The following is a 25,019-nucleotide window of genomic DNA, read 5'->3' on the forward strand; positions in this document are numbered from 1 at the left end:
GTTCGCCCTGGGCCAAGCTGCCAGCTACTGCCCGCTCTGCTGCGGCGTCTCGTGCCACGCCGTTCCCGGCGCGTTGGGAGCCGTGGCGTGCTGCCACGGCCCGGTCGATCAGGCGTGGCTGGCCGGTCCGCTGGTGACCTCCGTCCACGGGTCGGGCCGCGCCTGGTCGGGGATGTCGGGGCGGTGGCTCGGTCGTCGTGGCCGGGAGGGCCACCAGTTGGCGCCGCCGAGCAGTTGCATCGCGGCGGGCACGACGATCGAGCGGACCAGGGTGGCGTCGATCACTACAGAGAGGGTGAGGCCGACCCCGATGGTGATCAGGAACAGCGAGGTGGCGGTGAAGCCCATCGTGGCCAGGACGATGACCATCAGCAGCCCGGCCCGGGTGATGAGGGAGCCGGTGCTGCGCAGGCCCGTGATGATCGCGCGCCGGTTGTCACCGGTGGCCAGGTACTCCTCGTTGATGCGGCTCACCAGGAACATCTCATAGTCGGTCACCAGGCCGAAGGCGATCGTGATGATGAGTCCCAGTGCCCACACGTCGGTGGTGCCGACCACGGAGAAGTCCATCAGCCCGGCCAGGCCGCCCTCCTGGAACCCCCAGACGATGATGCCGCAGGAGGCCGCCAAGGAGAGGAAGGCGACGGCGACGGCCTTGATGGGGACAAGCACGGATCGGAACGCGAAGAAGAGCAGGACCAGGGTCGACAGGCCGATGAAGGCCAGGGCCCACGGCAGCGCCCCGGTCGTCGCGTCGCTGTTGTCCAGGCTGACCGCCGGTCCGCCGGGGCCGCCGATGAGGACCTCGGTGGCGCCGGCCGGGGGCTCCAGCGCCCTGATCTGCCGGACCAGGTCCAGGTTCGCCGGATCGTCGGCCTCGCCCTGGTAGGTGACGGTGGCCCAGGTCAGCTCGGGGTCGGTGAGATGCACGCCGGCTGTGCCGGCGCTCGGGAGGTTCTGGACGGAGCTCAGGTAGCCGTCGAGGGCGGTTCGGTCCACGGAGCCGGCGACGGCGATGTCCATCCGCGTGGCGGCCGGGCCGTTCTGGGGGAAGTCCTCCCGCAGCATCGCGGGGACCACCTGGCCCTCGTTGTCGGCGGGCAGGTAGCGGTGGTTGGTCAGGCCCTGCTGCAGCGAGAACAGCGGGGCGGCGGCGACCAGCAGCACCAGCAGACCACCGGTCAGCCACGGCAGCGGCCGGCGGGTGACGGACGTGGCCAGCCACCGCCACGTCCGCTCCTCCCGGGTGGCGGCACCGGGCCGGCGGCGTGGCCAGGGCAGGCTCAGCGCGTTGATCCGGGGGCCGAGCACCGCCAGCACGGCGGGCAGCACGACCAACGCGGCGAGCAGGTCGAACAGGACGACCGCGATGCCGCCGAAGCCGAACGCGCGGGAGATCGGCTGCGGGAAGAACATCAGCCCGCACAGCCCGATGACGACGGTGAGCCCGGAGAAGGCGACCGTGTGCCCGGCGGTGTTCATCGTCGCCACCAGCGACTGCCGCACGTCACCGGCGGTACGCGTGAGCTCCTCGCGGAACCGGCTGACCATGAAGAGCCCGTAGTCGATCGCGAGGCCGAGACCGAGCAGCATGGCGATCTCCATGGCGAAGATCGAGATGTTGGTGACGTAGGTCAGGGCGCGCAGCATCACCAGCGAGCCGAGGATGGCCACGATGCCCAGGGCGAGCGGGATGGCGGCGGCCACCACGCCCCGGAAGATCACCAGCAGCAGGATCAGCAGGATCGGCAGCGAGATCATGTTGGCGGTGGCCAGGTTCTCGGTGGCGAGCCGCTGGAGGTGGAACACGCTGGTGGAGCCGCCGGCGATGTGGGTCTGCAGTCCCTCGGCGCGCACGCGCTGCTCGATCTCGCCGTAGGAGGCCAGGCGCTCCTGGTCGTCCGCGCCGCGCAGGACGATCGTCGCCAGCGTGGCGCGCCCGTCCTTGGAGACGTAGCCCGCGCGCTGCTCCTCGGTCAGCCTGGGGCTCCAGTAGCTGGTCCAGGAGGCCACCTCGGACTGCGGCAGGCTGCGGAGCGCCGCCGTCACCGCCTGCTCGAAGGCGGGATCGTCCGCCGACAGCCTGCCGGTGGGGTCACTGTAGATCGCCACCGCGTCCGCCTGCGCCGGCCGGTGCCCGAAGTGGCTCTCCAGCAGCTCGGTGGCCCGGTAGGACTCCGCGCTGGGGGACTCCAGCCCGCCGGTGCTCAAGGCGCCGAAGACCCCGCTGCCCCAGACGCCGGCGAGCACCACGAACAAGGCGGCCGCGATCAGCAAGGCGCGTCTGCGCACGAAGGCGAGATGCCCTAGCCACGAGAACATAGCAACTCCCCCCGAACGATCTCAAACCTGCTCAATTCAGGCCGCCGTCCACCCGCAGCACCGCGCCGGTCACGTACGAGGCGCGGTCGCTGAGCAGCCAGGCGGCGGCCTCGGCCACCTCCTCCGGCGCGGCCGCGCGCCGCAGCGAGGCGCGCGCGGTGAGCTGCTCGACGATGCCGGGCGAGACGGCCTCCCAGGCGTCGACCATCGCGGTCAGCGTGGTGCCGGGGGCGATGCCGTTGACCCGGATGCCTTCCGGTCCGTACGTGGCGGCGGCCGACTCGGTGAGGCTGTTGAGCGCCCGCTTCATCGCGCCGTAGGCGGGCAGCAGCGGGTTCGGCCCCCAGCTGCCGACGGTGGAGGTGTTGACGATCGCCCCGGTCCCGGCGGTGGCCCTGATCGCGGCCACCTCCGCGGAGATGGCGACCCACTGGCCCTTGAAGTTCACGGTGTACATCAGGTCGAAGTCGGCCTCCGGCATCTGGTCCATCGGGGCCGGGGGCACCGCCGTCGCGCCGTTGTTGAAGGCGACGTCGAGCCGGCCGTACAGGTCCACGGCCCGCGCCACGGCGGCGCGGACGCCGGCCGGGTCGGCCAGGTCGCACACGACGTGGTCGGCGGTGCCGCCCGCCGCGCGGATCTCCTCGGTCACGGCCTTGAGCCGGCTCTCGGTCCGGGCGGCGAGCAGCACCGTGGCGCCCTCCCGGGCGAACAGCCGTGCCGCGGCGGCGCCGATGCCGCTCCCGGCGCCGGTGACGAAGGCGACCTTGCCGGCCAGCAGGCCCGTGTTCGTGTCATCAGTCATGGCAATCAGGCTGGTCCGCGGCGGCGGTGCTCAGCCAGGCATCGGCTGTACCTGGCTGAGCACCGCGCCTGGCACGCATAGTGGAGGCGTGGACAGACAGGAACTGGCCGCCTTCCTGCGCAGCAGGCGTGAGCGGATCTCCAGCGCCGACGTGGGCCTGCCGGCCGGACGGCGGCGCCGCACTCCCGGGCTGCGCCGCGAGGAGGTGGCCCAGCTGGCGTACATCTCGACGGAGTACTACACGCGCCTGGAACAGGGCCGTGCCCCGCGCCCGTCGCGCGAGGTGCTGGCCGCCCTGACCAGGGCGCTGCGCCTGTCGGACGCCGAACGCGTCCACCTGCACCACCTGGCAGGCGCGCCGCCGGGCCCGCCGCCCGGCCCGTGCCGCGAGGTGCACCGCAACGTCCTCGACCTGCTGGACCGGCTGCCGCAGGCCGCCGTGACCGTGCTGTCGGCGACCTACGAGGTGATCGCCTGGAACGACCTGGCGGCCGCCCTGATGACCGACTTCTCCGCGCTGGCCCCGCGCGACCGCAACCTGGTCCGGTACGCCTTCCTGAACGGGCCCCGGCCGCCCGTCCTGGCCGAGGCGGACCGGGCCGCGTTCGCCCACGAGGCGGCCCGGCGGCTGCGGGCCGCCGCCGCCCGTTACCCGGACTCCCCGGAAGTAGCGGAACTGGTGTCCGAGCTCCAGGAGGGAAGCGCGCAGTTCGCCCGCCTATGGGCCTCGCACGACGTGTCGCCAGGGCCGAGCCTGCGCAAGACCCTGCACCATCGGCTCGTCGGCCCCATCCCCCTGAACTGCCACGCACTCGAAATCGCCGACCGCGACCAGCAAGTAGTCATCTACACCGCCGACCCGGGCTCTCCCGCCGAGGAGGCGCTACGGCTGGTCTCCGTGATCGGCACCCAGCGCATGGACACGCCAGGCTGAACCAGCCGACCGGGACGACGTTCACCAGGAGTCGTCCTCGTCCAGGTTCCCTTGTCGCGGGCGTCAGGGGCGCGCAGCTGCCGACCTGTGCCGGCGCCTTTGGAAGGCGGTCAATGACATGGGTGATGCCTGAGGATCCGTCCACGCCCTCGGCGTCCGACCGCCGCGACGCTGGATGGCATGTACCGCTTCCTGATCCCACCAGTGATCCGCCCTGGCTGCATGCCGTACATGCTGCTCGGTGTCAACGGCACCGCCATCCCGCTGCTGGCCACCATCACCGTCACCGACCTGTGGCTGCGGCACGGCCTTCGCGCTGCAGGTCCTGGCCGCCATCCTGATCGCCGATCTCCGCATCACCCTGACCGATAATGCCAGCCACGAGATCGGTGCCCATGGGGCTTCCATGCCGTCCAGCACTCCATCAAGCTCTTCTACGGCCTTGAAGCACCCTCTGCATCGGACCCTGAAGATGAGCTCCGGCGTCGCCCCGCTCATCCTCATCGGCCTCCCGCTCGACCTCGCCTCAGCCCGGACCGTCTCCGTCCAACTGCCGCTCCAACGCCGACTACCGCATCGACGCACACGTACGTGCCCGCCCTCAACGAGGGCCACCGCTTCCAGCACCTCAAATGGGCCGGCATCGACGACGTCAACTTCGCCAACGCTGACGTGCTGCGCGTAGGGCGCTCGCCCGCACCCGCACTCCGGTTCGGGCGCTCCTGCCTTGACCATCCGTTGAGCGGACGCCGCGTTCGGCTCGAACGGCCCGCGGGAAGGCGAGCCATCAGGCGGCGATGCGGAGGAACACGTGACCCGGACATTCAACGGTGTGATCAATCTCGACGTTCGCGACTCCGTTCCGGACTGGGAGCCTTTCCTGCCCCCACGGGCGCCCGAAGGCTCACCCAATGTGCTCTACCTTGTCTGGGACGACACCGGCATCGCGACCTGGGACACCTTCGGCGGCCTGGTGCAGACGCCGAACATGACCCGGCTGGCCAACTCCGGCCTGCGCTTCACCAACTGGCACACCACCGCCCTCTGCTCACCGACCCGGTCCAGCCTGCTGACCGGCCGCAACGCCCACAGCAACGGCATGGCCTGCATCGTGGAGGGAGCCAACGGCTTTCCCGGCCTCAGCGCGGTCATCCCGCCGGAGAACGGCACCCTCGCCGAGATCCTCCTCGAACACGGCTACTCCACCCTGTGCATCGGCAAGTGGCATCTCACCCCGGAGACCGAGTCCAGCATGGCCGGCTCGCGCAGGACCTGGCCGACCAGCCGCGGCTTCGAGCGCTACTACGGCTTCCTGGGCGGCGAGACCAACCAGTGGTTCCCCGACCTCACCTACGACCAGCACTTCATCGAGCAGCCGTACACCCCGCAGCAGGGCTACCACCTGTCCAAGGACCTGGCCGACCGCGCGATCGAGTTCATCCGTGACATCCGCCAGGTAGACCCGGACAAGCCGTGGTTCTGCTACTTCGCGCCCGGCGCCAACCACGCCCCGCACCACGCGCCCAAGGAATGGATCGACCAGTACCAGGGCGCCTTCGACATGGGCTACGAGCGCTACCGCGAGATCGTGCTCGACCGCATGAAAGAGCGGGGGCTCGTACCGGACGGCACCCGGCTCTCGCCGATCAACCCCTGGCCGGCCGACGTCATCGCCCCCGGCGACCAGGTCAAGCCGTGGGACTCGCTCACCGAGGACGAGCGCCGCCTGTTCTGCCGGATGGCCGAGGTGTTCGCCGGCTTCTGCGCCTACACCGACCACCAGATCGGCCGCCTCCTGGACTACCTGGAAGAGTCCGGGCAGCTCGACAACACCATCGTGGTCGTCGTCTCCGACAACGGCGCCAGCGGCGAAGGCTCGCCGGACGGCTCGGTCAACGAGAACAAGTTCTTCAACGGCTGGCCGGAGGACCCCGCCGAAAACCTGGCCAAGCTGGACCAGCTCGGCGGGCCGGACACCTACAACCACTACCCGACCGGCTGGGCCTGGGCGTTCAACACGCCGTACAAGATGTTCAAGCGCTACACCCTCGAAGGCGGCATCGCCGACCCGCTGATCATCAGCTGGCCCGCCCGGATGAAGGACGTCGGCGGCCAGGTACGCGACCAGTACCACCACGCGATCGACATCGTGCCCACCGTGCTCGACCTCGTGGGCGTCGAGCCGCCCGGGCAGATCAAGGGGCACACCCAGTCGCCGATGCACGGCACGTCCATGGCCTACACCTTCACCTCGTCACACGCCCCGAGCCGGCGCACCACCCAGTACTACGCGATGCTCGGCACCCGCGCCCTCTACCACGACGGGTGGAAGGTCGTGGCCCGCCACGGAGCGCTCAGCGGCAAGGGCGACTTCATGGCCGACTCCTGGGAGCTCTACCACGTGGCCGAGGACCGCGCCGAAACCCGCGACCTGGCGGCCGAACACCCGGACAAGGTGCGCCAGCTGGTCGGCATCTGGTTCGCCGAAGCCGGCGCCAACGGCGTCTTCCCGCTGGACGACCGCACCTCGCGCGAACAGCTCGCCCTGCCGCGACCGCTGCCCGCCAAACCGCGCGACGTCTACGTCTACTACCCGGGCACCTCCGACGTGCCCGAAGGCGTGGCCGTCAACATCCGCAACCGCTCCTACTCCATCACCGCCAAGCTGGACGCCCACTCCCCTGACGGCGTGATCTTCGCGCAGGGGTCCAGATTCGGCGGACACACCTTGTTCGTCAAGGACGGCGCACTTCGCTATTGCTACAACTTTCTTGGCGCCGAGGAGCAGGTCTTCGTCTCCGACCGGCCGCTTGCCGCGGGCGCTCTCTCCCTCGGCGTGGAATTCGCCAAGGAAGGCGAAGAGCCGGAAGGGGTGGCGCGTGGCAGGCTGCGCCTGTTCGTCGGGGACCAGGTGGTCGCGGAAGGTCCGATGCGTACCCAGCCCGGCAAGTTCGCCCTCGCGGGCGAGGGTCTGTGCGTGGGACGCGACTCCGCCGACCCGGTCAGCAGCGACTACAGCGCACCGTTCCCGTTCACCGGCGGCACCATCAACAAGGTGACCGTCAACGTCAGCGGAGAGCACTACGTCGACCACGACCTCGAAGGCCTGGCCATGCTCGCCCGCGACTGATCAGCCTGCGGCAGGCCCGGCCAGACCCGCACCCGCGAACACCGGCCCTCCGCCCGAGGCTCGACCACCACGGCCACCCGACCGTCCTGCAACGGCTGACCACCGTCCTGCCGAAGCCCACACCGGGCTTCGGTCACACCCTGACCACCCTGCAAGGAGACATCGTCCATGAGCACCTCATCGCCAACGCCCACCCGCGGCACCGGCACAGCTCTCACCGTGCACCACCGCCTGGCCCAGATACGGCAGGAGAACCTCATCACGCTGGAGGAGGCCGCCGTACGAGCCACAGCACAAGCCGCCCAGGCAGGCTCATAAACGGACCCCGGTCGGGCGCGAACCATGTCAGAGAACAGGCACACCCACACCTCTCCGCCGCAGACGCAGAAGCGCATCATCGAGACGGCCACCCGGCTGTTTGCGTCCCTCGGCTACGACGCGACTCCATCTCACATGATCGCCGACGCGACCGGGCTCAACGGCGACACCATCACCGAGCTCGTGGGCGACAAGAGCGACCTCTATCTCAAAGTGATGGAGCAGGCCTACCTGACCCTGAAGGCCAGCCAGGATGCGGCCTTCGCCGCGTTCACCCACGACCAGGCGGGTGTGCGCCGGCTCGCTGACCACCACCTGGACTTCTGCATGACCCATCCCGAGGTGCCCGAACTGTGGATCCACCGCTGGCTGGGGATGCCGCCGACATCACGGGAGTGGAGGCCCGCTATCTCCAACCCGTGCTCGACCGCCTGGCCGACGAGCTACAGGATCTTCTCGCCCCCGGCGTCGATCTCGACGGGGCGCTGTGGACCCTGATCTGGTGCATCCGCGGCTTCGCCCTGGGCAGCACGCCCACGCCGGGCGGCCGGCTCACAGAGCCACGCGATGCCGGTGCCCGCCGTCAGTTCCGCACACACCTGCACCTGCTCGTCGACCGGCTGTTCCTGCCCAGTAGTTGACCGTGGCTACGCAACCGGCTATGCGCCATGGGCAGGAGGAGGGAGCATGCCGCCCAGGTCCCGGCGACAACCGGGAGGCCGTCAGCCTGCCGCCTCTCGCTGCTTGGCGACGCGTCCCGTGTCCACCGAAGAGGGGCCGATCTCGGCGCGACCCTGATTCCTCCTGGAGCTGCTCCGCCGGCAGCGATGTGCCAGAGCCGCGAGCGCCGCCCAGCCCCGCCCGCTCACGCGGGACATGCAGGCTCGCGCATCGATGACGGCGCCGCGGACGTTGACGATGTCGAAGCCGTCACCGGCTCGGCTGTCAGGGGTCCAGGCCACCGCCAGCATGCCACCCAGCAGGCCCAGGATCATGCCGAGCAGAAAACCGCCCAGGTTGGAGTAGACGAACGACGCCAGCGACAGCAACACCGCGATCAGGCCGAGGAACACCCGCTGACCGGGCTGCAACCAGACCAGCACGCCCGCGATCACCATCACCAGCGCAATCAGATAGCTGGCTCCCACAGCGCCGAACACCACGGCCACCGGCAGCGCATCAAGGGCGAGCGGAATGGACAGCAGCTCCAGCCCGGCCACCACGATGAACAACCCACCCCAGAACGGCCGGGAACGCCGCCACGACTTCATGATCGTCCACCCTTCCATTCCACGCCGAGCCCGCCCCGCCATCGGAGCGGACGGGGCAAGTCCCCGCCTCACCAGCACTCGTGCGCGCCCCGCGAGATCTTGAGACCGAGGTCGGGCAGGCTGAACGTCGCCGCCGTGACGGCCCGGGCGCCCAGCCTGACGTTGCGCAGCGTCACCACTCGGGCCTGGCCGCCGAAGGTGCCGGCCGGCCCCCTGCCTGCGGGAACCTCGTCCAGGGTGCTGGCGTCCCGGCCCAGTTCGAGGTCACGGATAGAGGCGGCCGTCTGCCCGGCCACCACATCGATCACCAGGTCGTCGATGTCCACCTCGTTGCCGCCCTGGCCGCCGGTGAGCCGCAGTGTCACCGTGCCCACGGGCGTCTTCACCAGCGCGCTCGAACACAGCCCGGTGACCGCGGCCCGCCGCACGCCGGCCACGATGACCGGGATCAGCCGCCCCTTCTTCGTCTCGTCCACGTTCGTGGCCAGAGTGAAGCCCTGGCCACGCAGTTCACCGGCGAACAATTTGAAGGCGCTGCCGGACACCACGAACGTGGCGCCGATGACCCCCTGAGTCGTGGCCCCCACCAGCAGCGACGTCATCGCCGCCACCGGAGCGAGGATCAGACCGAAGCGCTTCCACCGCACACGTCCCCGCTCGGCCATCAGACGCTCCCCTCATGTTCGGCCCCGGACGAGCCAGCAATCTGCTCCAGACAGTCACAGTCCGATCTCTTGCCGAGCATGAGGCGCAACCGCAGCATTCGCCGACAAACACGCCGGACACTGCAGTGCTCATGGCCTGTAGCTGGGCAATCTTGCCGAAAACCAGAACGGCAGATCCCGTGCACCGATCGATCGGAAGGCGCTCAGCGAGCAGGCCGGCCGGCAGCGCTGGGCGGCCCGCTCGGCCGGGTTTCGCCCAGCGCCGTCCGCCCAGACTGCCGACGCACACGTTCCGGGGCCATGTGCCGGGCCAGGTCCAGGACGGCGATCTCGGCGCGGCGCAACCTGGTGTCCAGCACGGTGTGTACGATGGCGCGATCACGCAGCAGCCGGGCGTGGCGGTGCGTTGCGGCACTGCTACCGGCCGGTACTGCGGTGACGTCGGCAGGTGAGTTGGTGGAAGGCTCCAGCCGATCCAGTACGTTCTTCATGGTGCGTACCCGGCAGGCGTTCAGCGCGGGGACCGTGGGAGCGGGCAGGGGCAGTGGCTCGACGCGCTTGGTGGGTCGCCGCCAGGTCATCGCTCTAGGCGCGCCTTGGCCCACAGCGCAAGCGTCTTGTCGCAGTCTGAATTATAATCGTCTATTTCGATTTTCAATGTGAGCTGGATGACGCCAGAAACAGGTATGTTGATTGATGCTGGAGTTCCGGGGCGGACCTTACGTTTGTAGATAGTTTCTCCATCGCCAATGATGCTGAAATATACCGGCGAAGCTCTTTTCGAAAAGTCGCCGACGCCGGCTATCGACTTGAATCTCGTGTAATCCTTGCCGATGACATAAACTTGTCGGCCAGTTTGAATTATGGAGCAGTTTGTTGCCCATAGGGTGTCAGGGTAGACCTCTCCGTCTATTTGCGCCTCTACTATCTCCCACGGGGTGTCCCATATGTCCTGCTCGATGGGGACTAGATCCTTGATCATCGTAGACCGTGGATCGCTGGATTCTGGTGACTTGTCGACCGAAGTATCCGGTTGTGAAGGGTTTGGTAATGGCGAACTCTGGAGGGGGGAGTTGTGAGCGCCGGTCGCGTTGGGTGACTGGTTTTCCGGTTCGCTTGGCTTTGCCGCTCCCGCCTGAATCTGTGACGACAATATTGTCGCGGCAGCAGTTAATAGGGCAGCCAAAAGGGCTCCCGCAAGTCCGATCCAAGCGATCTTGGTTGAGTTCTGCCCCTTCTCCGAAGGGGTGGCAGGGGTGCGGCTCACGTGCGCATGTTAGCTTGTCGATGTGGGGAGTATGGCTCAATTCACATCATGTGCCCGATATGGGTATTTGTGAAGTTGTATACGGAACGTCCCATTGATGGTCGAAGGCGGAGTTGTGGTATTTGTTGATCATGTCTGTGGCGGCGGATTTTCGGTGGATGGACCGTAGGTCGTTGAGGTCGCAGGCATGTCGCGTTGCGATGTCCGGGGACGTTGTTTCGGGGGCCGGCGTGGACGGTGCCCGTTGTAGTGGATCAGATAGTCCAAGAGCACGCAGGTCAGATGGCGTTCATCCTTGGTGTCCGCGGTAGCGTGCCGATGGACTGGTATCTGCTGTTTCTCAAGCCCGTCGTCGCCGAGTCGCTCCTGGACAGGTTGATCAACAACAGCCACCAGGTCTTCATGAACGGGCCAAGCTACCGCCCGAACCAACGTCCTGGGCGCGCCGTGACCCCCAGCAAGACGAACACGGGATAGAACAGAAATCAGACCGGGACCTGGTCAATTACGTGAGTGGGCGCCACCCGATCCAGTCAACGCCGACATCAAGGTCACCCGACGAGACCGACTCGGCGGCCTCCTCCACGAATACGCCCAGGTCGCATGAAGAGACACAATATTTGGCACCCACACCCTTGCCGCGGACGACGTTGAAGATTCTGCTCCCCTGAGCGTCGAACACCTCACGACCTCCCAGGGGATGCTGGAGGACGACCTCTACTTCTTGAAGAGCGGTCGAACCGAAGCCGCGACGGTTCGCCTCCCAGATGGGAAGTGTCACGGGGCACACATCACGCAGTACGATCTTCACGTCGACCCGGTTCGGTGCCTCGTCAGCTTTCGCGGAGGCCACGGCGGTGCAGAGCTTTCCATCCTGCGTGGCATCGCCGAAGACTGTCACTACCAGCGTCCTGGATCCGGGAGATGCTTCAACGCGGTGAATCGCTGCCATGGAATCGGGTGCTCGGTACTTGGTGCATGCGGACAGGAGCAGCAGGACCAGAGCCGCTGCCACGAGCACCCGTCGCGTTCCCGTCCTGCTGCTGTCCATTCGCCTAGTGCTTTCTTATCTCGTATCCGGAAGCACGGACAGCGCCCGCGATGTCTGTGTAGGTGTGGACGCACGGCTTGTCGGCGCTCGGCGTGTACTTCACCGCGTTGGCGCCGCTGGTAATCCCCTTGGCGATCACGCCACCCTGGGCGAAATTATAGACTGAGCTCTTTTCATCCTCAGTCGGGAGGATGCTGATCACAGCATGATCGCGAGTCCGGCGTTCGCCTGAGGACGTAGAGAGCCCCTGGTAGACGGGTGGATCACCACAATCAACACCGTCACCACCAGGGGCTCGGATGCTTTTCTATCGTGCTGCCGTCGATTTGTCGCGGTCAACGCTGAACTACGTGGCCGGCCTCATCCGCCGCCACCGCAAGGCCATCGGCTCTTGTGGGTGCCGAAAATTGCGTCACAGGGTTTGATCTGGGGTTTTGCTGTGTTCGATGGTTCGGCTCCGGCAGGATCGCAGGGTGGCTCTGAGGCTGCTGTACTTGATCGTCTTACGGGCATTTGGCTGGATCGCGCTGCTTACGCGATCACAGGCGTCCAAGGATGCGGAGATCTTGGTGTTGCGGCATCAGGTGGCTGTGCTCCGGCGCCAGGTGGCGGTTCCCCGGCCGTCGTGGGCGGACCGGGCCATCATTTCCGCGCTCGCGCGACTCCTGTCTCGACGCCGTCGATGTCACTTGTTCGTCACACCGCGGACGCTCCTGCGCTGGCGTGCCGACCTGGTGAAGCGACGTTGGACCTACCCTAAGCACGTGCCGGGACGGCCACCGATCCGGCCTACCATCCGAGCCCTGGTGCTGCGCTTGGCCGCCGAGAATCCGGACTGGGGATATCGGCGTATCGCCGGGCAGATCGCCGGCCTGGGCCGGAAGGTGTCCCCGGCCACCGTGTGGGCGATCTTGAAAAGGGCCGGCTTCGATCCAGCTCCCCGGCGCGGTGGTCCGACCTGGGCTCAGTTCCTCAAGACTCAGGCGTCCGGGATCTTGGCCTGCGATTTCTTCAGCGTGGAGACGGTCATGCTCACACGTTTGTACTGCTTCGCTGTGGTCGAGCACGCCAGCCGGCGGGTCCATGTGCTGGGGGTCACGGCGAACCCGACCGCTGGCTGGGTCGCCCAGCAAGCCCGCAACCTGATCCTCGACCTGGGCGATCGGATCGGCGACTTCCGATTCCTGATCAGAGACCGTGACAGCAAGTTCACCGCTCTGTTCGATGAGGTGTTCACGACCGAGGGCATCCGCGTGCTGCTCACCGCACCACAAGCTCCTCGAATGAACGCGATCACGGAGCGATGGGTGGGCAGCGTACGCCGCGAGTTACTCGACCGGATCCTCATCATGAACGAACGCCACCTGCGCAAGGTCCTCGCCGAGTACGAGACCTACTTCAATAGGCATCGTCCGCACCGATCCTTGAAGCAGGCCAGCCCACTGCAGGCGCTACCGGAGTCGGTCGACGCCGACATCGAAGTCTCGCGACGAGACCGGCTCGGCGGCCTCCTACACGAATACGCGCAGGTCGCATGAGGAGACACGATATTCGGCACCCACACGTTTCACGCACTCGCCGCCCGGCTCGGCATCCCGGCCGAGTCCGTCGCCGCCGAGCAGATCGCCCACGAGATGCCGTTCGTCGGCCGGTTCATGACCGCCGACTTCCCGCTTCGAGCGCCATCACCCGCGAGTTGCTGGCGTGGGAGCCCAACGGGCCCACGCTCCTGGAGGACATCGCCGCAGGCCATTATGACCAGCACTGAGTGGCACGGAGCTCCAGTACGCCCTGAACTTCTGGCTCCCGCCTGCCTGATGAGTATCCGTTCTCTGCGATGGTTGAGGCACCGGTGGCCGCCCTCGCCTGAACAAACGGCTTCATGCGAACACGCCATGAGGCACCGGCGTCTGCCGGGCCGGGCACCCCTCTGCTGCAGGTCGAGTACATCGACGTGACCAACCCGGCCGCCATCAGGGTGACGGCGATCACGGGGTAGCCTGTCGTCGCGCTCGGCTTGCTGATCATCCGTACGGATGATCTCATCGCGCTACTCCGGTAGTCACTGACAAGGTGGGATCTCAACCAGACGGGCCTTTGGCTTGTCGCCGGAGTCTTGCTGCTGCTGCTGCTGTTGTTGCCGATCGCGGTGGAGTACCGGAGATCGCAGGGTGACAGGGCGCCGCCGCCCGCCACCGGAGCCGTCCATCCGCCCGAGGAGCAGGAGCATCACGCCCGTCAGCTCGTGGCCGAGCTGCGCGTCCGCCGGCCGCCGGTCCAGGGCTCTGGCGGTCGCCGCGCCCGTCGAGCGGCTGCGGGCCGCGAGCGTCGGCATCCGCAGGCTCTGGGCGAGCATGACGCGGCGGTACGGCGCGCCGACCGCAAGACCCTGCTGCACCCGCAGGTGGGCCGGCTGACGATGGACTGCGAGACCTCTTCAACTGCTGGTGCTCACCCCGGAGGACACCGATACCCGTGAACGGCTGGAGCTGCTGCGGGTCCTCGGCATCGAAGAGTTCTCGACGAGGGCGAGCGCACGGGAGATCCGAGGTGTGAAAGGGTCTTGGGGTCCGGTTTGCCGGGACTATAGAGTTTGGCCACAGCTCAGAGCGGTGTCGGGGTTGAGGAGGGGGATGTCCATCACGCCCTTGTCGCTGCCGCAGCCTCCTGCGAAGGCGCCGGAGTTCGGGCGGGACGCGCTGATCGTGTGCGAGAGCCTGGTGCGGATCTACCAGTCCGGGTCGGTCGAGGTGCAGGCACTGCAGGGGCTGGACCTGGTCGTGGACAGCGGGGAGATGGTGGCCGTCGTCGGAGCTTCCGGGTCGGGGAAGTCGACGTTGTTGTCCATCCTGGCCGGGGTCGATGCTCCCACGGCTGGGCGGGTGCGGGTCGATCGGTGGAATCTGCTGGACATGTCGCGGGCCGATCGTGTCCGGTACCGGCGGCACACCGTGGGACTCGTACGCCAGCAGGCGGCCGCCAACCTTATCCCGTACCTGACCGCGCGGCAGATGGTCGACCTGCCGATGACGGCGGCCCGCACTCCCGGCCGGATACGTCGCAGGCGTGCCGCCGAGTTGCTGGACCTGCTCGGCGTCGCCGAGTGCGCCGAGCGGCGACCCGCGCAGCTGTCCGGCGGGCAGCAGATGCGGGTGGCCATCGCGGTGGCCCTGGCCAACGAGCCCAGGGTGCTGCTGGCCGATGAGCCGACCGGGGAACTGGACAGCGCCACGTCGGCCGCGGTGTTCGGGCTGTTGCGGGAGATCAACCGGCGGCTGGGGGTCACCGTCGTCATCGTGACCCACGACCCCGCGGTCAGCGGGCAGGTGGAGCGAACGGTGGCGATTCGCGACGGGCGCACGAGCAGCGAGGTGTTGCGGCGTACCGCCACCGGAGATGACGGTGACCCGCAGGTAATTGCCGAGGAATACGCGGTGATGGACCGGGCGGGGCGGATTCAGGTTCCGCGCGACTACCGGGAGGCGCTGGCGTTGACGCGACGGGTTCGGCTGGTGCTGGAGGCCGATCACGTCGCGATCCGTCCCGACGGCGGCGGGGCCGGATGAACGGCGGGCCGCTGGTCAGTGTGCGTGGCGTTCATCGTCGCTATGGCAGCGGGGCGACCGCCGTGCACGCGTTGCGGGACGTGACGTTCGAGCTCGCGGCCGGCACCATGACCGCCCTCGTCGGGCGGTCCGGCTCCGGCAAGACCACGCTGCTCAACATCATCGGCGGCCTGGACCGCCCGGACTCCGGTACGGTCCTCGTCGACGGAACGGACGTCACCGCCCTCGACGAGGACGGCCTGTCCCTGCTGAGGCGGGAGAGGGTCTCCTACGTCTTCCAGACCTTCGGCCTGATCCCGGTGTTGTCGGCCGCGGAGAACGTGGGCGCCCCGCTGCGGCTGGCCCGCATGCCGTCGGCGGAGCGTGAGCGGCGGGTCGCGCTGCTGCTGGAGCTGGTCGGACTGGCCGCCCATGCTGAACAGCTTCCCGGTGAGCTGTCCGGCGGGCAGCAGCAGCGGGTGGCGATCGCCCGGGCGCTGGCCGCCTCGCCCCGGCTGCTGATCGCGGACGAGCCGACCGGGCAGTTGGACGCCGAGACCGGTCTGTCGGTGATGGCGCTGCTGCGCGGGGTGGTGGAGTCCGAGGGAGTGACGGCACTGGTCTCCACGCATGATCCGACGATGCTCGCGCTGGCGGATCGGGTGATCCGCATCAACGATGGGCATCTCGACGAGCACCCGGGCACGCGGCCTGATGGGCAGCTCGGCGGGCGCTCGAACGGTCGGGGCGATTCGTGATCAGTAAGAGCTGTCCGTGCTGAGGCTGGTCGCCCGGCGAGCCCGCGCGCAATGGCCGTTGCTGGGAGTCCTCCTGGCCGTCGCCGTAGTCGGCCCCACGCTGCTGGGCGCCTGCGCCCTCCTGCTCACCCGTACCGCCGAGCAGGCGCTGGAGACCGCCGCCTCCCGCGCCACCTCCGATCAGATCGACGTCACCGCCTACACCGTCACCGTGCGCGGCGAGCACGCGAAATCCGTCGCCGACGACACCCGCGGCGTGCTGACCTCGGCCCTCGCTCCGTTCGCGACAACGACGGTCGCGCGTGCGTCGTCCGTGATGCGATCGCTCCCCGGCGCCGGTGTCCCGGCTGTGGCGTACCTGTCAGGGGTGGAGGACCTGCCGGTCCGCACCCAACTGGCCGCCGGACGCCTGCCGCGGGCGGGTGCCGTGCCGGCACAGGCCGTGGTCCTGGAAAGCACCGCGCGGCAGTTCGGCCTCACTGTCGGCAGCCGGGTCCGCCTCGGCATGGAGTTGGCCGACGATCCCGACCAAGGGGTCGAGGTGAGCGTAGTCGGCGTCGTACGCCCGCTGCCGGGCACCGGCTGGGACCGTGACCCCCTCGCCGGCGCCGGATACGACCTGGCCTACCACGACGGCCGCTCCGCACAGCCGGTTCACGCGTACGGGCCGTTCATCGTCGATCTCGCCGACCTGCTCGGCGGCGATTCCACCCTCGACCGGCTGGAGATCACCGCCCACCCCGACCTGTCCGCCCCCGCCGGTCGTGACCTCAACACCGTCACCCAGGCCGTGCTCGGCGCCGACCGCCGGCTGGGGCAGACGCTCGGCGACCGGGTACGGATCCAGCGCGTCGCCTCCCAATTGCCCTCGACCCTGCTGGCCGCCCACGATCAGCAGCGGGTCACCACGGCCGCCGTGCTCGCCGTCGCCGCCATCGGCCTCGTCCTGACCGCGACCGCCCTCGCCCTCGCCGGTCGGCTCAGCGCCGGTGTGCGCGGCGACGAGACCGCCCTGCTGTCCGCGCTGGGCATCGGCCGCAGCCAACTCGCCACCGCCGCGCTTGTCGAGGCCGGCGCGCTCGCCGTGCTCGCCACCGCGGTCGCGATCCCGGCTTCGTCCGCCCTGCACGCCGGGCTGACCCGGCTGCCGCCTTTGGCCGGGGCGGGGCTCGCCGTGCCTCCCGGCGTGAACGCCGTACAGGTGCTGTCCGTCGCCGGTGGCGCGCTGGCGCTGGCGGTGGTGCTCGTCGTGCCCTCGCTGCGGACCTCCTCCGAAGGTGTGCGCGGGCGGCGGGAACTGCTCGCCCGGTCCGGCACCGACCTGCTGCTCGTGGCGCTTGCCGCCGTCGGCTGGTGGCAGTTGCGCGATCAGCCGGCCGGTTCAGGCTCTCCAGTCGACGCCGTACGGGTGCTCGCTCCCGCGCTGCTGCTCATCGCCGGATCCGCGGTGGCGCTGCGTCTGGTGTGGCCCGCGTTGCGCGTTGTGGAACGGCTGGCTCGCCGGGCTCGCGGGTTGATGATTCCGCTGGCCGCCTTCGAAGCCGCCCGCAGGCCACAGGCGGTCGCGGCGGGGCTGCTGATCTCGCTGGGTTGCGCGGCGGCCACGTACGGGATCGGGTTCGACGCCACGTGGCAGCGCTCCCAGCAGGACCAGGCAGATCTGTCCGTCGGGACCGATCTCGTGCTCACCCTCACCGCCCCGCCCGCCGCCGGGCAGGGCCCGGTGGTCGGGGCGGCCACCGGGGGAGAAGCGAGCCCGGCCACCGATCGTGGCATCGCGGTCGGGCAGTGGCTCGGCGGCGCCGGTGACCCGCCGCGGCTGATCGCCGTGGACACCACTCGTGCCGAGGCGCTGCTGCGCGGGCGGCTGAACGATGGTCGCACCTGGAACGCTGTCGGCGCCGCTCTCGCGCCGCCGACGCGCGTCGCCGGTGTTCCCGTCCTGGCTGGAGCCGCGCTCTCCCTGGTCGGGAACGCGACTGGTACGACGCCGCTCACCGTGATGCCCCGGCTGCTGTTTCAGGATGCGACAGGGCTGCGTACTCCTTGCACCTTTCAGCCCATCCCGCTCGACGGCAAAGCGCATCCGCTGCCGGACTGCGCGTCGGCCGAAGGGCTCCGGTTGGTCGCGGTGTCCCTTCCGTTCGCGATCGCGACGGGGAACGTGGGCACCGGCCACTCCGATGCCCTGGCGGAGTCCCCGGCGGGGGACAGTCGCGTGGCCGTGACGCTCACCGTGCCGGGAACAGCCTCTGGGGCATCGCCCTGGACCGCCACCTCAGCCGGGCCGGCCCCCGGGCAACTCGGCGATCCGGCCGTCGCCCTGGCCGGCACCTCCTCGGGCACTGAGCTGAGGATGACCACGAACGTCGCGCTGAAGGGCCCGCCGGACGCCGCCAGGAACCTGGTCGCCACCGCTTTCCCGGCCCCGGGACCGGTGCCCGTCGCCGTCTCCGCCCGCTTCGCCGATGAGGTGGGCTCCCGGCGCGGCTCCCGGCTCGACCTCACCGTCGGCCTCACCCCCGTACAGGTCCGCGTGGCCGAGGTGCTGCCGGCCGTGCCGTCCGCCTCGGGCGCTGCGGCCGTCCTGGCCGACTTCGACGCCCTCTCCCGCGCCCTCGCCGTCAGTGGCGACTTCGACGTGCCCGTGGACGCGTGGTGGGTCGGCCATCCCACCAAAGGCGATGCGGCCGATCTCCGCCTCGGCAGCGTCACCACGCGCGCGTCCGAGACCACCCGGCTCACCGGCGGTCCGCTGCGGGCCGGGCTGCCGACCGTGCTCCGGCTGCTCGTACCGGCCGCGGTGCTGTTGTTGATCGCCGGGATCGTGCTGCACGTGACGTTCGATCTGCGGGCCCGCGCGGTCGAGGTGGCGCGACTGCGGGGTCTGGGGATGACCCGGCGCGAGATCCGTACCGTGCTGCTCGGCCAGCACGTCGGCATCCTGCTGCCGTTGCTCGCGGCGGGCGCGGTCGTCGGCGCGCTGGCCACCCGCGTCGTCGCGCCTCTGCTCGTCCGCTCCGATACCGGCGCGGCTCCCGTTCCCGAGGTTCTGCCCGTCTGGCCGTGGGCCGCCGAGGTCGCCCTGCTCGCCGGGCTGCTGGCCGGGTGCGTGCTGGCGGTGAGCGCGGTGGTCGCCGTCCAGGCCCGGCGTGCCGATGCCGCGTATCTGCGGGTGGCGTCATGAGGATCCCGGCACCGCACTGGCCCAGCGTCGTCGGCCGCGCCCGCGCGGACGCCGGGCCGTTGCTCCTGGCCGCCGTCGTGGTGGTGGTCGTCACGCTGCTCGCCGGCGCGGTGCCGCCGATGTTGTCCGCGACCGCCGACGCCGCCGTACGGGACGCGGTACGCAGGACCGGCGCCGACCTCCAGGTCCACGCCCGCATGGAGGCCGACGACGGGCCGGCCGGCAGCCGCATCCGCCATCCCCGCCTCGCCGAGGACGTCGACGACTTCCGAGCCAGGGCGACGGACGAACTCGGCCCCGGCCTGCGCGCCGCCCTGCGCCCACCCGTCACCACCGTCACCAGCCCCACCCTCAAGATCACCGACGGCAGCGTGCTGCGTACGTTCCAGCTCGCCTATCTGTCCCGCGACGGCGGGCCAGACGTGACCTGGATCGCGGGCGACCCGCCCCGGCCCACCGCCTCTGAGACGGCGGAGGTTCCCTACGGCGCGCCGCCGTGGCCGGTGCAGGTGGGCCTGTCGGAGGCGGACGCCGCCGCTCTCCAGGTCCGTCCCGGCGCCCGCATCCCGCTGGCCGACGATCAGGGAAATGTTAAGAAGGTCCAGGTCAGCGGCATCTTCCGGCCTCGGGACAGCGCCGATCCCGCCTGGCGGCTCCTCCCCTCGCTGCTGGCTCCCGTCACCGGCGCGGGCGGCATGGGAACCACCCGGTTCGCCGGGCTGCTGTCACGCGACTCGCTGCCCGATGCCCGGCTCGCCTTCGGCCAGGACGAGTTGCGGCGGACCGTCTGGTTCACGCCCGAACCGTCCAGGCTCATCTGGGACGCGGTCCCGTCGATCGTCGCGAAGGTGGTCGCGCTCAAGGCGGCCTCCGGCTCCTCCGGCGCCCGGGACGGCTCGCTGAAGTGGGAGACCCGGCTCGACGGGGTGTTGCGGGACGTGAGCGCCCAGGTCGATGCCGCGTCCGCGCAAGCGTCCGTCCTGCTCGTCACCCTGCTCGCCGTCGCGGTCCTGGTCCTGCTGCTCGCCGCCGACCTGCTGGTACACCGCCGCGCCCCAGCCTTGGCCGCCGCCCGGCAGAGAGGGATGTCGCTGCCGGTGATCGGTGGCGAGTTGCTGCTCGAATCCGCCGTGATGACGCTGCTGGCCGCGGCGGCCGGGCTCGGCCTGGCGCGGGCCTTCGCGCCGGGGGTCTCCTGGAAGTGGATGGTTCCCGTGGTGGTCACCGCCGTTGCCGCCGGACCGGCGTTCGGCACGCTCGCCGCCGCCCGCGCCACCAGGGATCGCCGCGTCCCGGCCAACCGGAGTGCGCGGCGGTGGGTGCGTAACACCGTACGGCTGCGGCGGGCCGCTCTTGAGACCGGGGTGCTGGTGGCCGCGTCCGGCGCCATCGTCGCTCTGTACCAGAGGGGAATCGGTGGCGGGATGCTGCCCGCGAGCGCGCCCGCCCTTGGCGCGCTCGCGGGTGCGCTCGTGCTGGCGCGAGCGCTACCTCTCGGGACGCGCTTCGTGCTCAAACGGCTCCTGCGATCGCGCCGGCCGCTGGCGGTGTTCGGGGCCGCGAGGGCGTCGGCCACCTCGGCCCGGGTGCTACCGCTGATGGTGCTCGTGACCTCCGTGGCCTTGGCCTCGTACGCGCTCACCCTTACTGCCGCTGTCGGCCACGGGACTGCGGATGGGCCGCTGTCCTTAGGGCTGCTACGGCTGGCGTGGGTCTCGGCTGTGATCCTGCCGATTCTGGGCTTGCTGGGACTTGCTCTCGGCGCGGCCGTTGGCGCGCCCGAGCGGTGGCAGACCCTGACCCGGCTGCGCACCCTCGGGCTGCGGCCCCGGGAGGCTCGCTGGGTCGCCGCGGGAGAACTGCTGCCGCCGGCGTTGGTCGCCGCTGTGGGCGGTCCGCTGCTCGGGGTGCTACTCACCCGCCTGACGTTCGGCTCGCTCGCCCTGCGCCTGCTCACCGGCGCCGACCCGGCCTTGGCGCTGCCGTGGTGGGGGCTCGGCCTGGTGGCGGTCGTGTTCCTGGTGGCGGTCGCCGTCGTGGTGCCCGTCGAGTCGGCGCTACGCCGCCGCCGACGACTGAGCGAGGTCATCCGCGCGGGCGACATCTGAGCCGGTGAACTTCGGGCCAGTGAGGATGGCGCTCCTCCAAGCAGGCTGGAGGATGGCCTGTCTGGGGGCACCCGCAGGATCGTGGAGGCTTGGAGCACGCGCCGACCACTGCGGCCGTTGTCGCGTGTAGCACCAGCGTGGTCTGAGGCACAGACTCGTTTCTGCGAGCAGCGATGTACTGATCAAGTAGGGTTTCGCCGTGCTCGGTGCGTGCTCGCACGCCCCGTCACACGCTGTCAGGTTCCGACACCTGTGCGGTGCCAAAACGCGGACACTACTGCTGAGCTCGGCGTTTGCCGGGTGATCAGGCTGCTCTGCGGTACTCGTTGATCAGTCCTGTGACGGTCCCTCGACGGTGAATCCGGGAAGTCATGTCGATCACCTCGCTGGGATCGTGCAATGGCGGGCGGAGTGAACGGCCCAGATGCGGGCGATGATGGTTGAAATGGCGTTCGTACTCGGTCAGGACCTTACGCAGGTGCCGCTCGCCATGGATGAGCAGGTGATCGAGGCACTCACGGCGTAGCGTTCCCACGAACCGTTCGGCGAACGCGTTCGCCCGTGGAGACCGGACGGGCGTCTTGATGACCCGCACGCCAGCGGCGGTGAACATTTCATCGAACGAGCGGGAGAACTTGCCGTCACGGTCCCGGATGAGAAACCTGAAGGCGGCGGCGCGCTCGCCCAGATCGATCAGCAGGTTCCGGGCTTGCTGGGTGGTCCACGCGCCGGTCGGGTTGGAGGTGAGGCCCAGCAGGTGCACGCGGCGTGTCTCGATCTCCATGACGAACAGGACGTACAGGCGTCTGAGGAATACGGTGTCGACGTGCATGAAGTCGCACGCCAGGATGCCGGAGGCTTGCGAGGTGAGGAACTGTCGCCAGGTCGGAGAGGTCTGGCGTGGCGCTGGGCCGAGGCCGGCCGCGGTGAGGATGCGGCGGATGGTGCCCTCCCCGATCTGATGGCCGAGGCCGAGCAGTTCCCCCTGGATCCGCCGGTGCCCCCATCGTGGGTTCTCTCTGGCCAGCCGGATCACCAAATTACGCAGCTCATCCGCAATCGGTGGACGTCCGGCCGCGTTCGGGTAGGTCCAGCGTTGGCTGACCAGTCGGCGGTGCCAGGACAACAAGGTGCCCGGCGTCACGATCCGATGGCGCCGAAGCCGCGTGGGCAGCAGTCGAGCCAGGGCGGCCAGCAGCGCCCGGTCGGCCCAGTCCGGTCGCGGCCGGGCGACCTGACGACGCAAGACGGCGGCCTCATGACGCAGCACCAAGATCTCCACGTCCTTGGAGGTGTCGCCCCGCGCGAGTAGCGTCAACCAGCCGAACAACCGGACCATCAGCAAATACAGCAGGCGTAGAAAAACGAGTGACGAGGATAGAAGGCCAGGCCAGATGCCATGGACGAGTTTTGGCACCGCACAGGCAAATGTGAGGCAAACCTGAGTCAGCCGCCGAGCGGCCGCCCCAGCGCGAACGCGGCTTCCAGCACCAGCCGGGCCGTTTCCCGGGCCGCCTGGTGGGCCACCTCCGGCAGCACCGAGACGTAGGTATCGGCGGTCAGCACGATGCTGGCATGCCCCAGCATTGCCTGCACCACCTTCAGGTCGGTGTGCGCGGCCAGGGCCAGCGTGGCGGCGCCATGCCGCAGGTCGTGCAGCCGGATCGGCGGTTGCCCGGAGGCCGCCACCAGCCGGCGGAATCGGCCGGTGAGGTAGTCCGGCCGCAGCGGCGCACCCGTCGCGGTGGTGAACACGTATCCCGAGTTCTGCCAGCGGGTGCCCGCCGTCGCGCTCAGCTTCTCTTGCCGCTCGCGGTGTCGGGTCAGCACCCGTACGGTCTGCGCGTCCAAGGCGACCACTCGGCAGCTGGTGGCGCTCTTCGGCGGACCGACCACGACCTGGCCGTCGGCGTGCACTCGCTGCTGCGTCACTGTCAGCTCGGCGGCCTGCAGGTCGACGTCCGTCCAGCGTAGCCCGGCCAGCTCGCCGCGGCGTAGTCCGCGCAGAGCGGCCAGCCACCAGGCGGCGTACAGGTGATCCTGCGCGACGCTGGCCAGGAAGGCTGCGAGCTGTTGTTCGGTCCAGACCGCCACCGCCGGACGTTCGGCTGTTTGCTGCCAGCGAGCGGTCCGCCCGGCGGTCCAGACGACCGGATGCGGCCGCCGTGGATGGGGCAGCTCGGCGCCGTTGGCCGGGTTGACCGGGATCAGCCGGGCACGCACCGCGGCGTTCAGCGCGGTCCGCAAGGTGGCGTGGATCCGCACCATGGTCGCGGGCGACAGATGGCGGCCGGTCGGCGAGGGACGGGACGCCAGCATCGCGAGGAGGCCGTTGACATCGCGCGAGGTGAGCTGGTGGAGCAGGATCCGTCCCAGCTGCGGGATGAGGTAGAGGCGGATGTGCGTGGCGTAGCCCTGCCGGGTCGACGGACGCAGGGTCTTCTTGCTGGTGAGCCAGCGTGCCAGCCACTGCCCGAGTGTGCATCCGGCGGCTCCCGCGCCCTCGCGGTCGGCAGCTATCAGGGCACGGCCTGCCGTCTGCGCTTCCTCGGGGTCGGCGTAACCGCCCTGGCGGACGCGCTGCCGCTGCCCGTCCAGGCCGCGTACTTGCACCGCGAAATACCAGCTGCCGTGATCGTCATCCGCCAGCAGACGCGGACACGCCACCCCTCGCTGACGTCCCGTTTCTGCATCCACGCAACCGCATCGCCTGCTGACCTGCACACGAGTCTGTGCCATCTGTCCCACCTCCACCCGGTCACGTCCCGTCGAGTGGTGTAGAACCGGCCCTCATCGGCGCGTCGCCTTTAACGACAGAGGGCCATCGCGTGAGTCTCTGTGTGAAACCGCCAAGTGACACGCAGAGGAGAAGCACACGATGGCCCTGGACCAGTCTGCCCTGTTAGAAGTCCTTTCGGTACTGAAGAACTCCGAGGCGAGCGAACGTATCCGGCACGCCGCCGAGACCATCTACCAAGCCCTCATCGAGGCCGAGCTGACCGCGGTGATCGGCGCCGCCCCGAACGAGCGCACCCCGACCCGGGTAGCGCAGCGCAACGGGCACCGCCCCCGCACGCTGACCACCACCGCGGGTGATCTGGAGCTGCAGGTTCCCAAGCTGCGCACCGGCTCGTTCTTCCCCTCGCTGCTGGAACGCCGCCGCCGCGTGGACCAGGCCTTGTTCGCCGTGGTGATGGAGGCCTACCTGCACGGCGTGTCCACCCGCAAGGTCGACGACCTGGTCAAAGCCCTCGGCGCCGACACCGGCATCTCCAAGAGCGAGGTCTCACGGATCTGCGCCGACCTGGACGAGGAAGTATCCGCCTTCCGCGACCGCTCGCTCGCCGAGCAGAGGTTCCCCTACCTGTTCCTGGACGCCACCTACTGCAAGGCGCGAGTGAACCGGCGGGTGGTCTCCCAGGCCGTCATCGTGGCCACCGGCGTCAGCGCCGACGGCCGCCGCGAAGTCATCGGCTTCGCCGTGGGTGACAGCGAAGACGGCGCCTTCTGGACCGCGTTCCTGCGCTCGCTCAAGGCGCGCGGCCTGGCCGGAGTGCAGCTGGTCATCTCCGACGCGCACGCCGGCCTGGTCGCCTCCATCGGCGCAGTGCTGCTCGGCGCGGCCTGGCAGAGGTGTCGCGTGCACTGGAGCCGTAAA

General features: G+C 69.4%; 22 protein-coding genes and 1 pseudogene. 12 read left to right on the forward strand and 11 right to left on the reverse strand.

The annotated features are described in order from the left end of the window. Positions 1 to 108: 108 nt before the first annotated feature. Both HD593_RS08930 and HD593_RS08935 read right to left on the reverse strand, forming a co-directional pair. Positions 109 to 2,322, reverse strand: a complete 2,214-nt coding sequence (locus tag HD593_RS08930; protein WP_185101717.1) for an MMPL family transporter — start codon at positions 2,320 to 2,322, stop codon at positions 109 to 111. A 31-nt stretch (positions 2,323 to 2,353) separates the two neighbouring features. After that, the gene (locus HD593_RS08935; RefSeq protein ID WP_185101718.1) at positions 2,354 to 3,127 is read right to left on the reverse strand and encodes an SDR family NAD(P)-dependent oxidoreductase; all 774 of its coding nucleotides are present in this window, start codon (positions 3,125 to 3,127) and stop codon (positions 2,354 to 2,356) included. Between the two features lie 88 nt (positions 3,128 to 3,215). Here HD593_RS08935 and HD593_RS08940 point away from each other — a divergent pair, with 88 nt between their 5' ends. The 4 genes from HD593_RS08940 (at position 3,216) to HD593_RS08955 (ending at position 8,007) form a co-directional block, all read left to right on the forward strand. Next, the gene (locus HD593_RS08940; RefSeq protein ID WP_185101719.1) at positions 3,216 to 4,061 is read left to right on the forward strand and encodes a helix-turn-helix transcriptional regulator; all 846 of its coding nucleotides are present in this window, start codon (positions 3,216 to 3,218) and stop codon (positions 4,059 to 4,061) included. A 913-nt stretch (positions 4,062 to 4,974) separates the two neighbouring features. Continuing rightward, complete coding sequence (locus HD593_RS08945; RefSeq protein WP_312903404.1) at positions 4,975 to 7,191, forward strand: arylsulfatase; 2,217 nt, start codon at positions 4,975 to 4,977, stop codon at positions 7,189 to 7,191. A 168-nt stretch (positions 7,192 to 7,359) separates the two neighbouring features. Continuing rightward, positions 7,360 to 7,509, forward strand: a complete 150-nt coding sequence (locus HD593_RS08950; protein WP_185101721.1) for a hypothetical protein — start codon at positions 7,360 to 7,362, stop codon at positions 7,507 to 7,509. Positions 7,510 to 7,644: 135 nt separating this feature from the next. Continuing rightward, complete coding sequence (locus HD593_RS08955; RefSeq protein WP_246546406.1) at positions 7,645 to 8,007, forward strand: TetR/AcrR family transcriptional regulator; 363 nt, start codon at positions 7,645 to 7,647, stop codon at positions 8,005 to 8,007. Positions 8,008 to 8,231: 224 nt separating this feature from the next. Here HD593_RS08955 and HD593_RS08960 read toward each other — a convergent pair whose 3' ends face one another. From HD593_RS08960 to HD593_RS64255, 4 genes are all read right to left on the reverse strand, one after another. Then, positions 8,232 to 8,780, reverse strand: coding sequence for a DUF6114 domain-containing protein (locus HD593_RS08960; protein ID WP_185101723.1), 549 nt, complete (start codon positions 8,778 to 8,780; stop codon positions 8,232 to 8,234). Positions 8,781 to 8,848: 68 nt separating this feature from the next. Continuing rightward, positions 8,849 to 9,445, reverse strand: coding sequence for a DUF6230 family protein (locus tag HD593_RS08965; protein ID WP_185101724.1), 597 nt, complete (start codon positions 9,443 to 9,445; stop codon positions 8,849 to 8,851). Positions 9,446 to 9,648: 203 nt separating this feature from the next. Then, positions 9,649 to 10,026 carry a site-specific integrase gene (locus tag HD593_RS08970; RefSeq protein ID WP_185101725.1) on the reverse strand — a complete coding sequence of 126 codons (378 nt, stop codon included), beginning with the start codon at positions 10,024 to 10,026 and terminating at the stop codon, positions 9,649 to 9,651. After that, positions 10,023 to 10,712 (reverse strand): NPCBM/NEW2 domain-containing protein, encoded by a 690-nt coding sequence (locus HD593_RS64255; protein ID WP_185101726.1) that lies wholly within the window; start codon positions 10,710 to 10,712, stop codon positions 10,023 to 10,025. The genes HD593_RS08970 and HD593_RS64255 overlap by 4 nt, the downstream gene beginning before the upstream one ends. A gap of 282 nt (positions 10,713 to 10,994) precedes the next feature. Here HD593_RS64255 and HD593_RS08980 point away from each other — a divergent pair, with 282 nt between their 5' ends. Continuing rightward, on the forward strand, positions 10,995 to 11,189 hold the full coding sequence (locus HD593_RS08980; protein ID WP_221524668.1) for a hypothetical protein: 195 nt from the start codon (positions 10,995 to 10,997) through the stop codon (positions 11,187 to 11,189). A gap of 28 nt (positions 11,190 to 11,217) precedes the next feature. On the opposite strand, the gene HD593_RS08985 is transcribed toward HD593_RS08980, so the two are convergent. Together HD593_RS08985 and HD593_RS08990 are read right to left on the reverse strand one after the other, a co-directional pair. Next, positions 11,218 to 11,664 (reverse strand): hypothetical protein, encoded by a 447-nt coding sequence (locus tag HD593_RS08985; RefSeq protein ID WP_185101727.1) that lies wholly within the window; start codon positions 11,662 to 11,664, stop codon positions 11,218 to 11,220. Between the two features lie 103 nt (positions 11,665 to 11,767). After that, positions 11,768 to 11,965: a hypothetical protein gene (locus HD593_RS08990; protein ID WP_185101728.1), complete on the reverse strand. Its 198-nt coding sequence runs from the start codon at positions 11,963 to 11,965 to the stop codon at positions 11,768 to 11,770. A 244-nt stretch (positions 11,966 to 12,209) separates the two neighbouring features. Here HD593_RS08990 and HD593_RS08995 point away from each other — a divergent pair, with 244 nt between their 5' ends. Continuing rightward, on the forward strand, positions 12,210 to 13,301 hold the full coding sequence (locus tag HD593_RS08995; protein ID WP_185101729.1) for an integrase core domain-containing protein: 1,092 nt from the start codon (positions 12,210 to 12,212) through the stop codon (positions 13,299 to 13,301). 524 nt (positions 13,302 to 13,825) lie between these two features. Here the strand turns inward: HD593_RS08995 and HD593_RS61195 are convergent. Continuing rightward, positions 13,826 to 14,119, reverse strand: coding sequence for a hypothetical protein (locus HD593_RS61195; RefSeq protein ID WP_246546408.1), 294 nt, complete (start codon positions 14,117 to 14,119; stop codon positions 13,826 to 13,828). Here HD593_RS61195 and HD593_RS65045 point away from each other — a divergent pair. From HD593_RS65045 to HD593_RS09020, 5 genes are all read left to right on the forward strand, one after another. Further along, positions 14,009 to 14,242, forward strand: a complete 234-nt coding sequence (locus HD593_RS65045; RefSeq protein WP_350669323.1) for an MmyB family transcriptional regulator — start codon at positions 14,009 to 14,011, stop codon at positions 14,240 to 14,242. The genes HD593_RS61195 and HD593_RS65045 overlap by 111 nt on opposite strands. Before the next feature lie 154 nt (positions 14,243 to 14,396). Next, positions 14,397 to 15,329: an ABC transporter ATP-binding protein gene (locus HD593_RS09005; protein WP_185101731.1), complete on the forward strand. Its 933-nt coding sequence runs from the start codon at positions 14,397 to 14,399 to the stop codon at positions 15,327 to 15,329. A 62-nt stretch (positions 15,330 to 15,391) separates the two neighbouring features. Then, positions 15,392 to 16,066 carry an ABC transporter ATP-binding protein gene (locus HD593_RS09010; protein WP_312903405.1) on the forward strand — a complete coding sequence of 225 codons (675 nt, stop codon included), beginning with the start codon at positions 15,392 to 15,394 and terminating at the stop codon, positions 16,064 to 16,066. Positions 16,067 to 16,082: 16 nt separating this feature from the next. Continuing rightward, a complete protein-coding gene (locus HD593_RS09015; protein WP_185101733.1) occupies positions 16,083 to 19,253 on the forward strand; it encodes an FtsX-like permease family protein in 3,171 nt (1,056 codons plus the stop codon). Then, complete coding sequence (locus HD593_RS09020) at positions 19,250 to 21,361, forward strand: FtsX-like permease family protein (protein ID WP_185101734.1); 2,112 nt, start codon at positions 19,250 to 19,252, stop codon at positions 21,359 to 21,361. Before HD593_RS09015 ends, HD593_RS09020 begins: the two co-directional genes overlap by 4 nt. 304 nt (positions 21,362 to 21,665) lie before the next feature. Here the strand turns inward: HD593_RS09020 and HD593_RS09025 are convergent, their stop codons facing one another. Then, positions 21,666 to 22,700 (reverse strand): integrase core domain-containing protein, encoded by a 1,035-nt coding sequence (locus HD593_RS09025; protein WP_185101735.1) that lies wholly within the window; start codon positions 22,698 to 22,700, stop codon positions 21,666 to 21,668. A gap of 107 nt (positions 22,701 to 22,807) precedes the next feature. Then, complete coding sequence (locus HD593_RS09030) at positions 22,808 to 23,974, reverse strand: tyrosine-type recombinase/integrase (protein ID WP_185101736.1); 1,167 nt, start codon at positions 23,972 to 23,974, stop codon at positions 22,808 to 22,810. A 265-nt stretch (positions 23,975 to 24,239) separates the two neighbouring features. Between HD593_RS09030 and HD593_RS09035 the strand changes: the two are divergent. Then, a pseudogene (locus HD593_RS09035) lies at positions 24,240 to 25,016 on the forward strand (IS256 family transposase); the annotation flags it as partial. Positions 25,017 to 25,019 lie beyond the last annotated feature (3 nt).

The sequence above is a fragment of the Nonomuraea rubra genome, assembly GCF_014207985.1.
GTDB lineage: Bacteria > Actinomycetota > Actinomycetes > Streptosporangiales > Streptosporangiaceae > Nonomuraea > Nonomuraea rubra.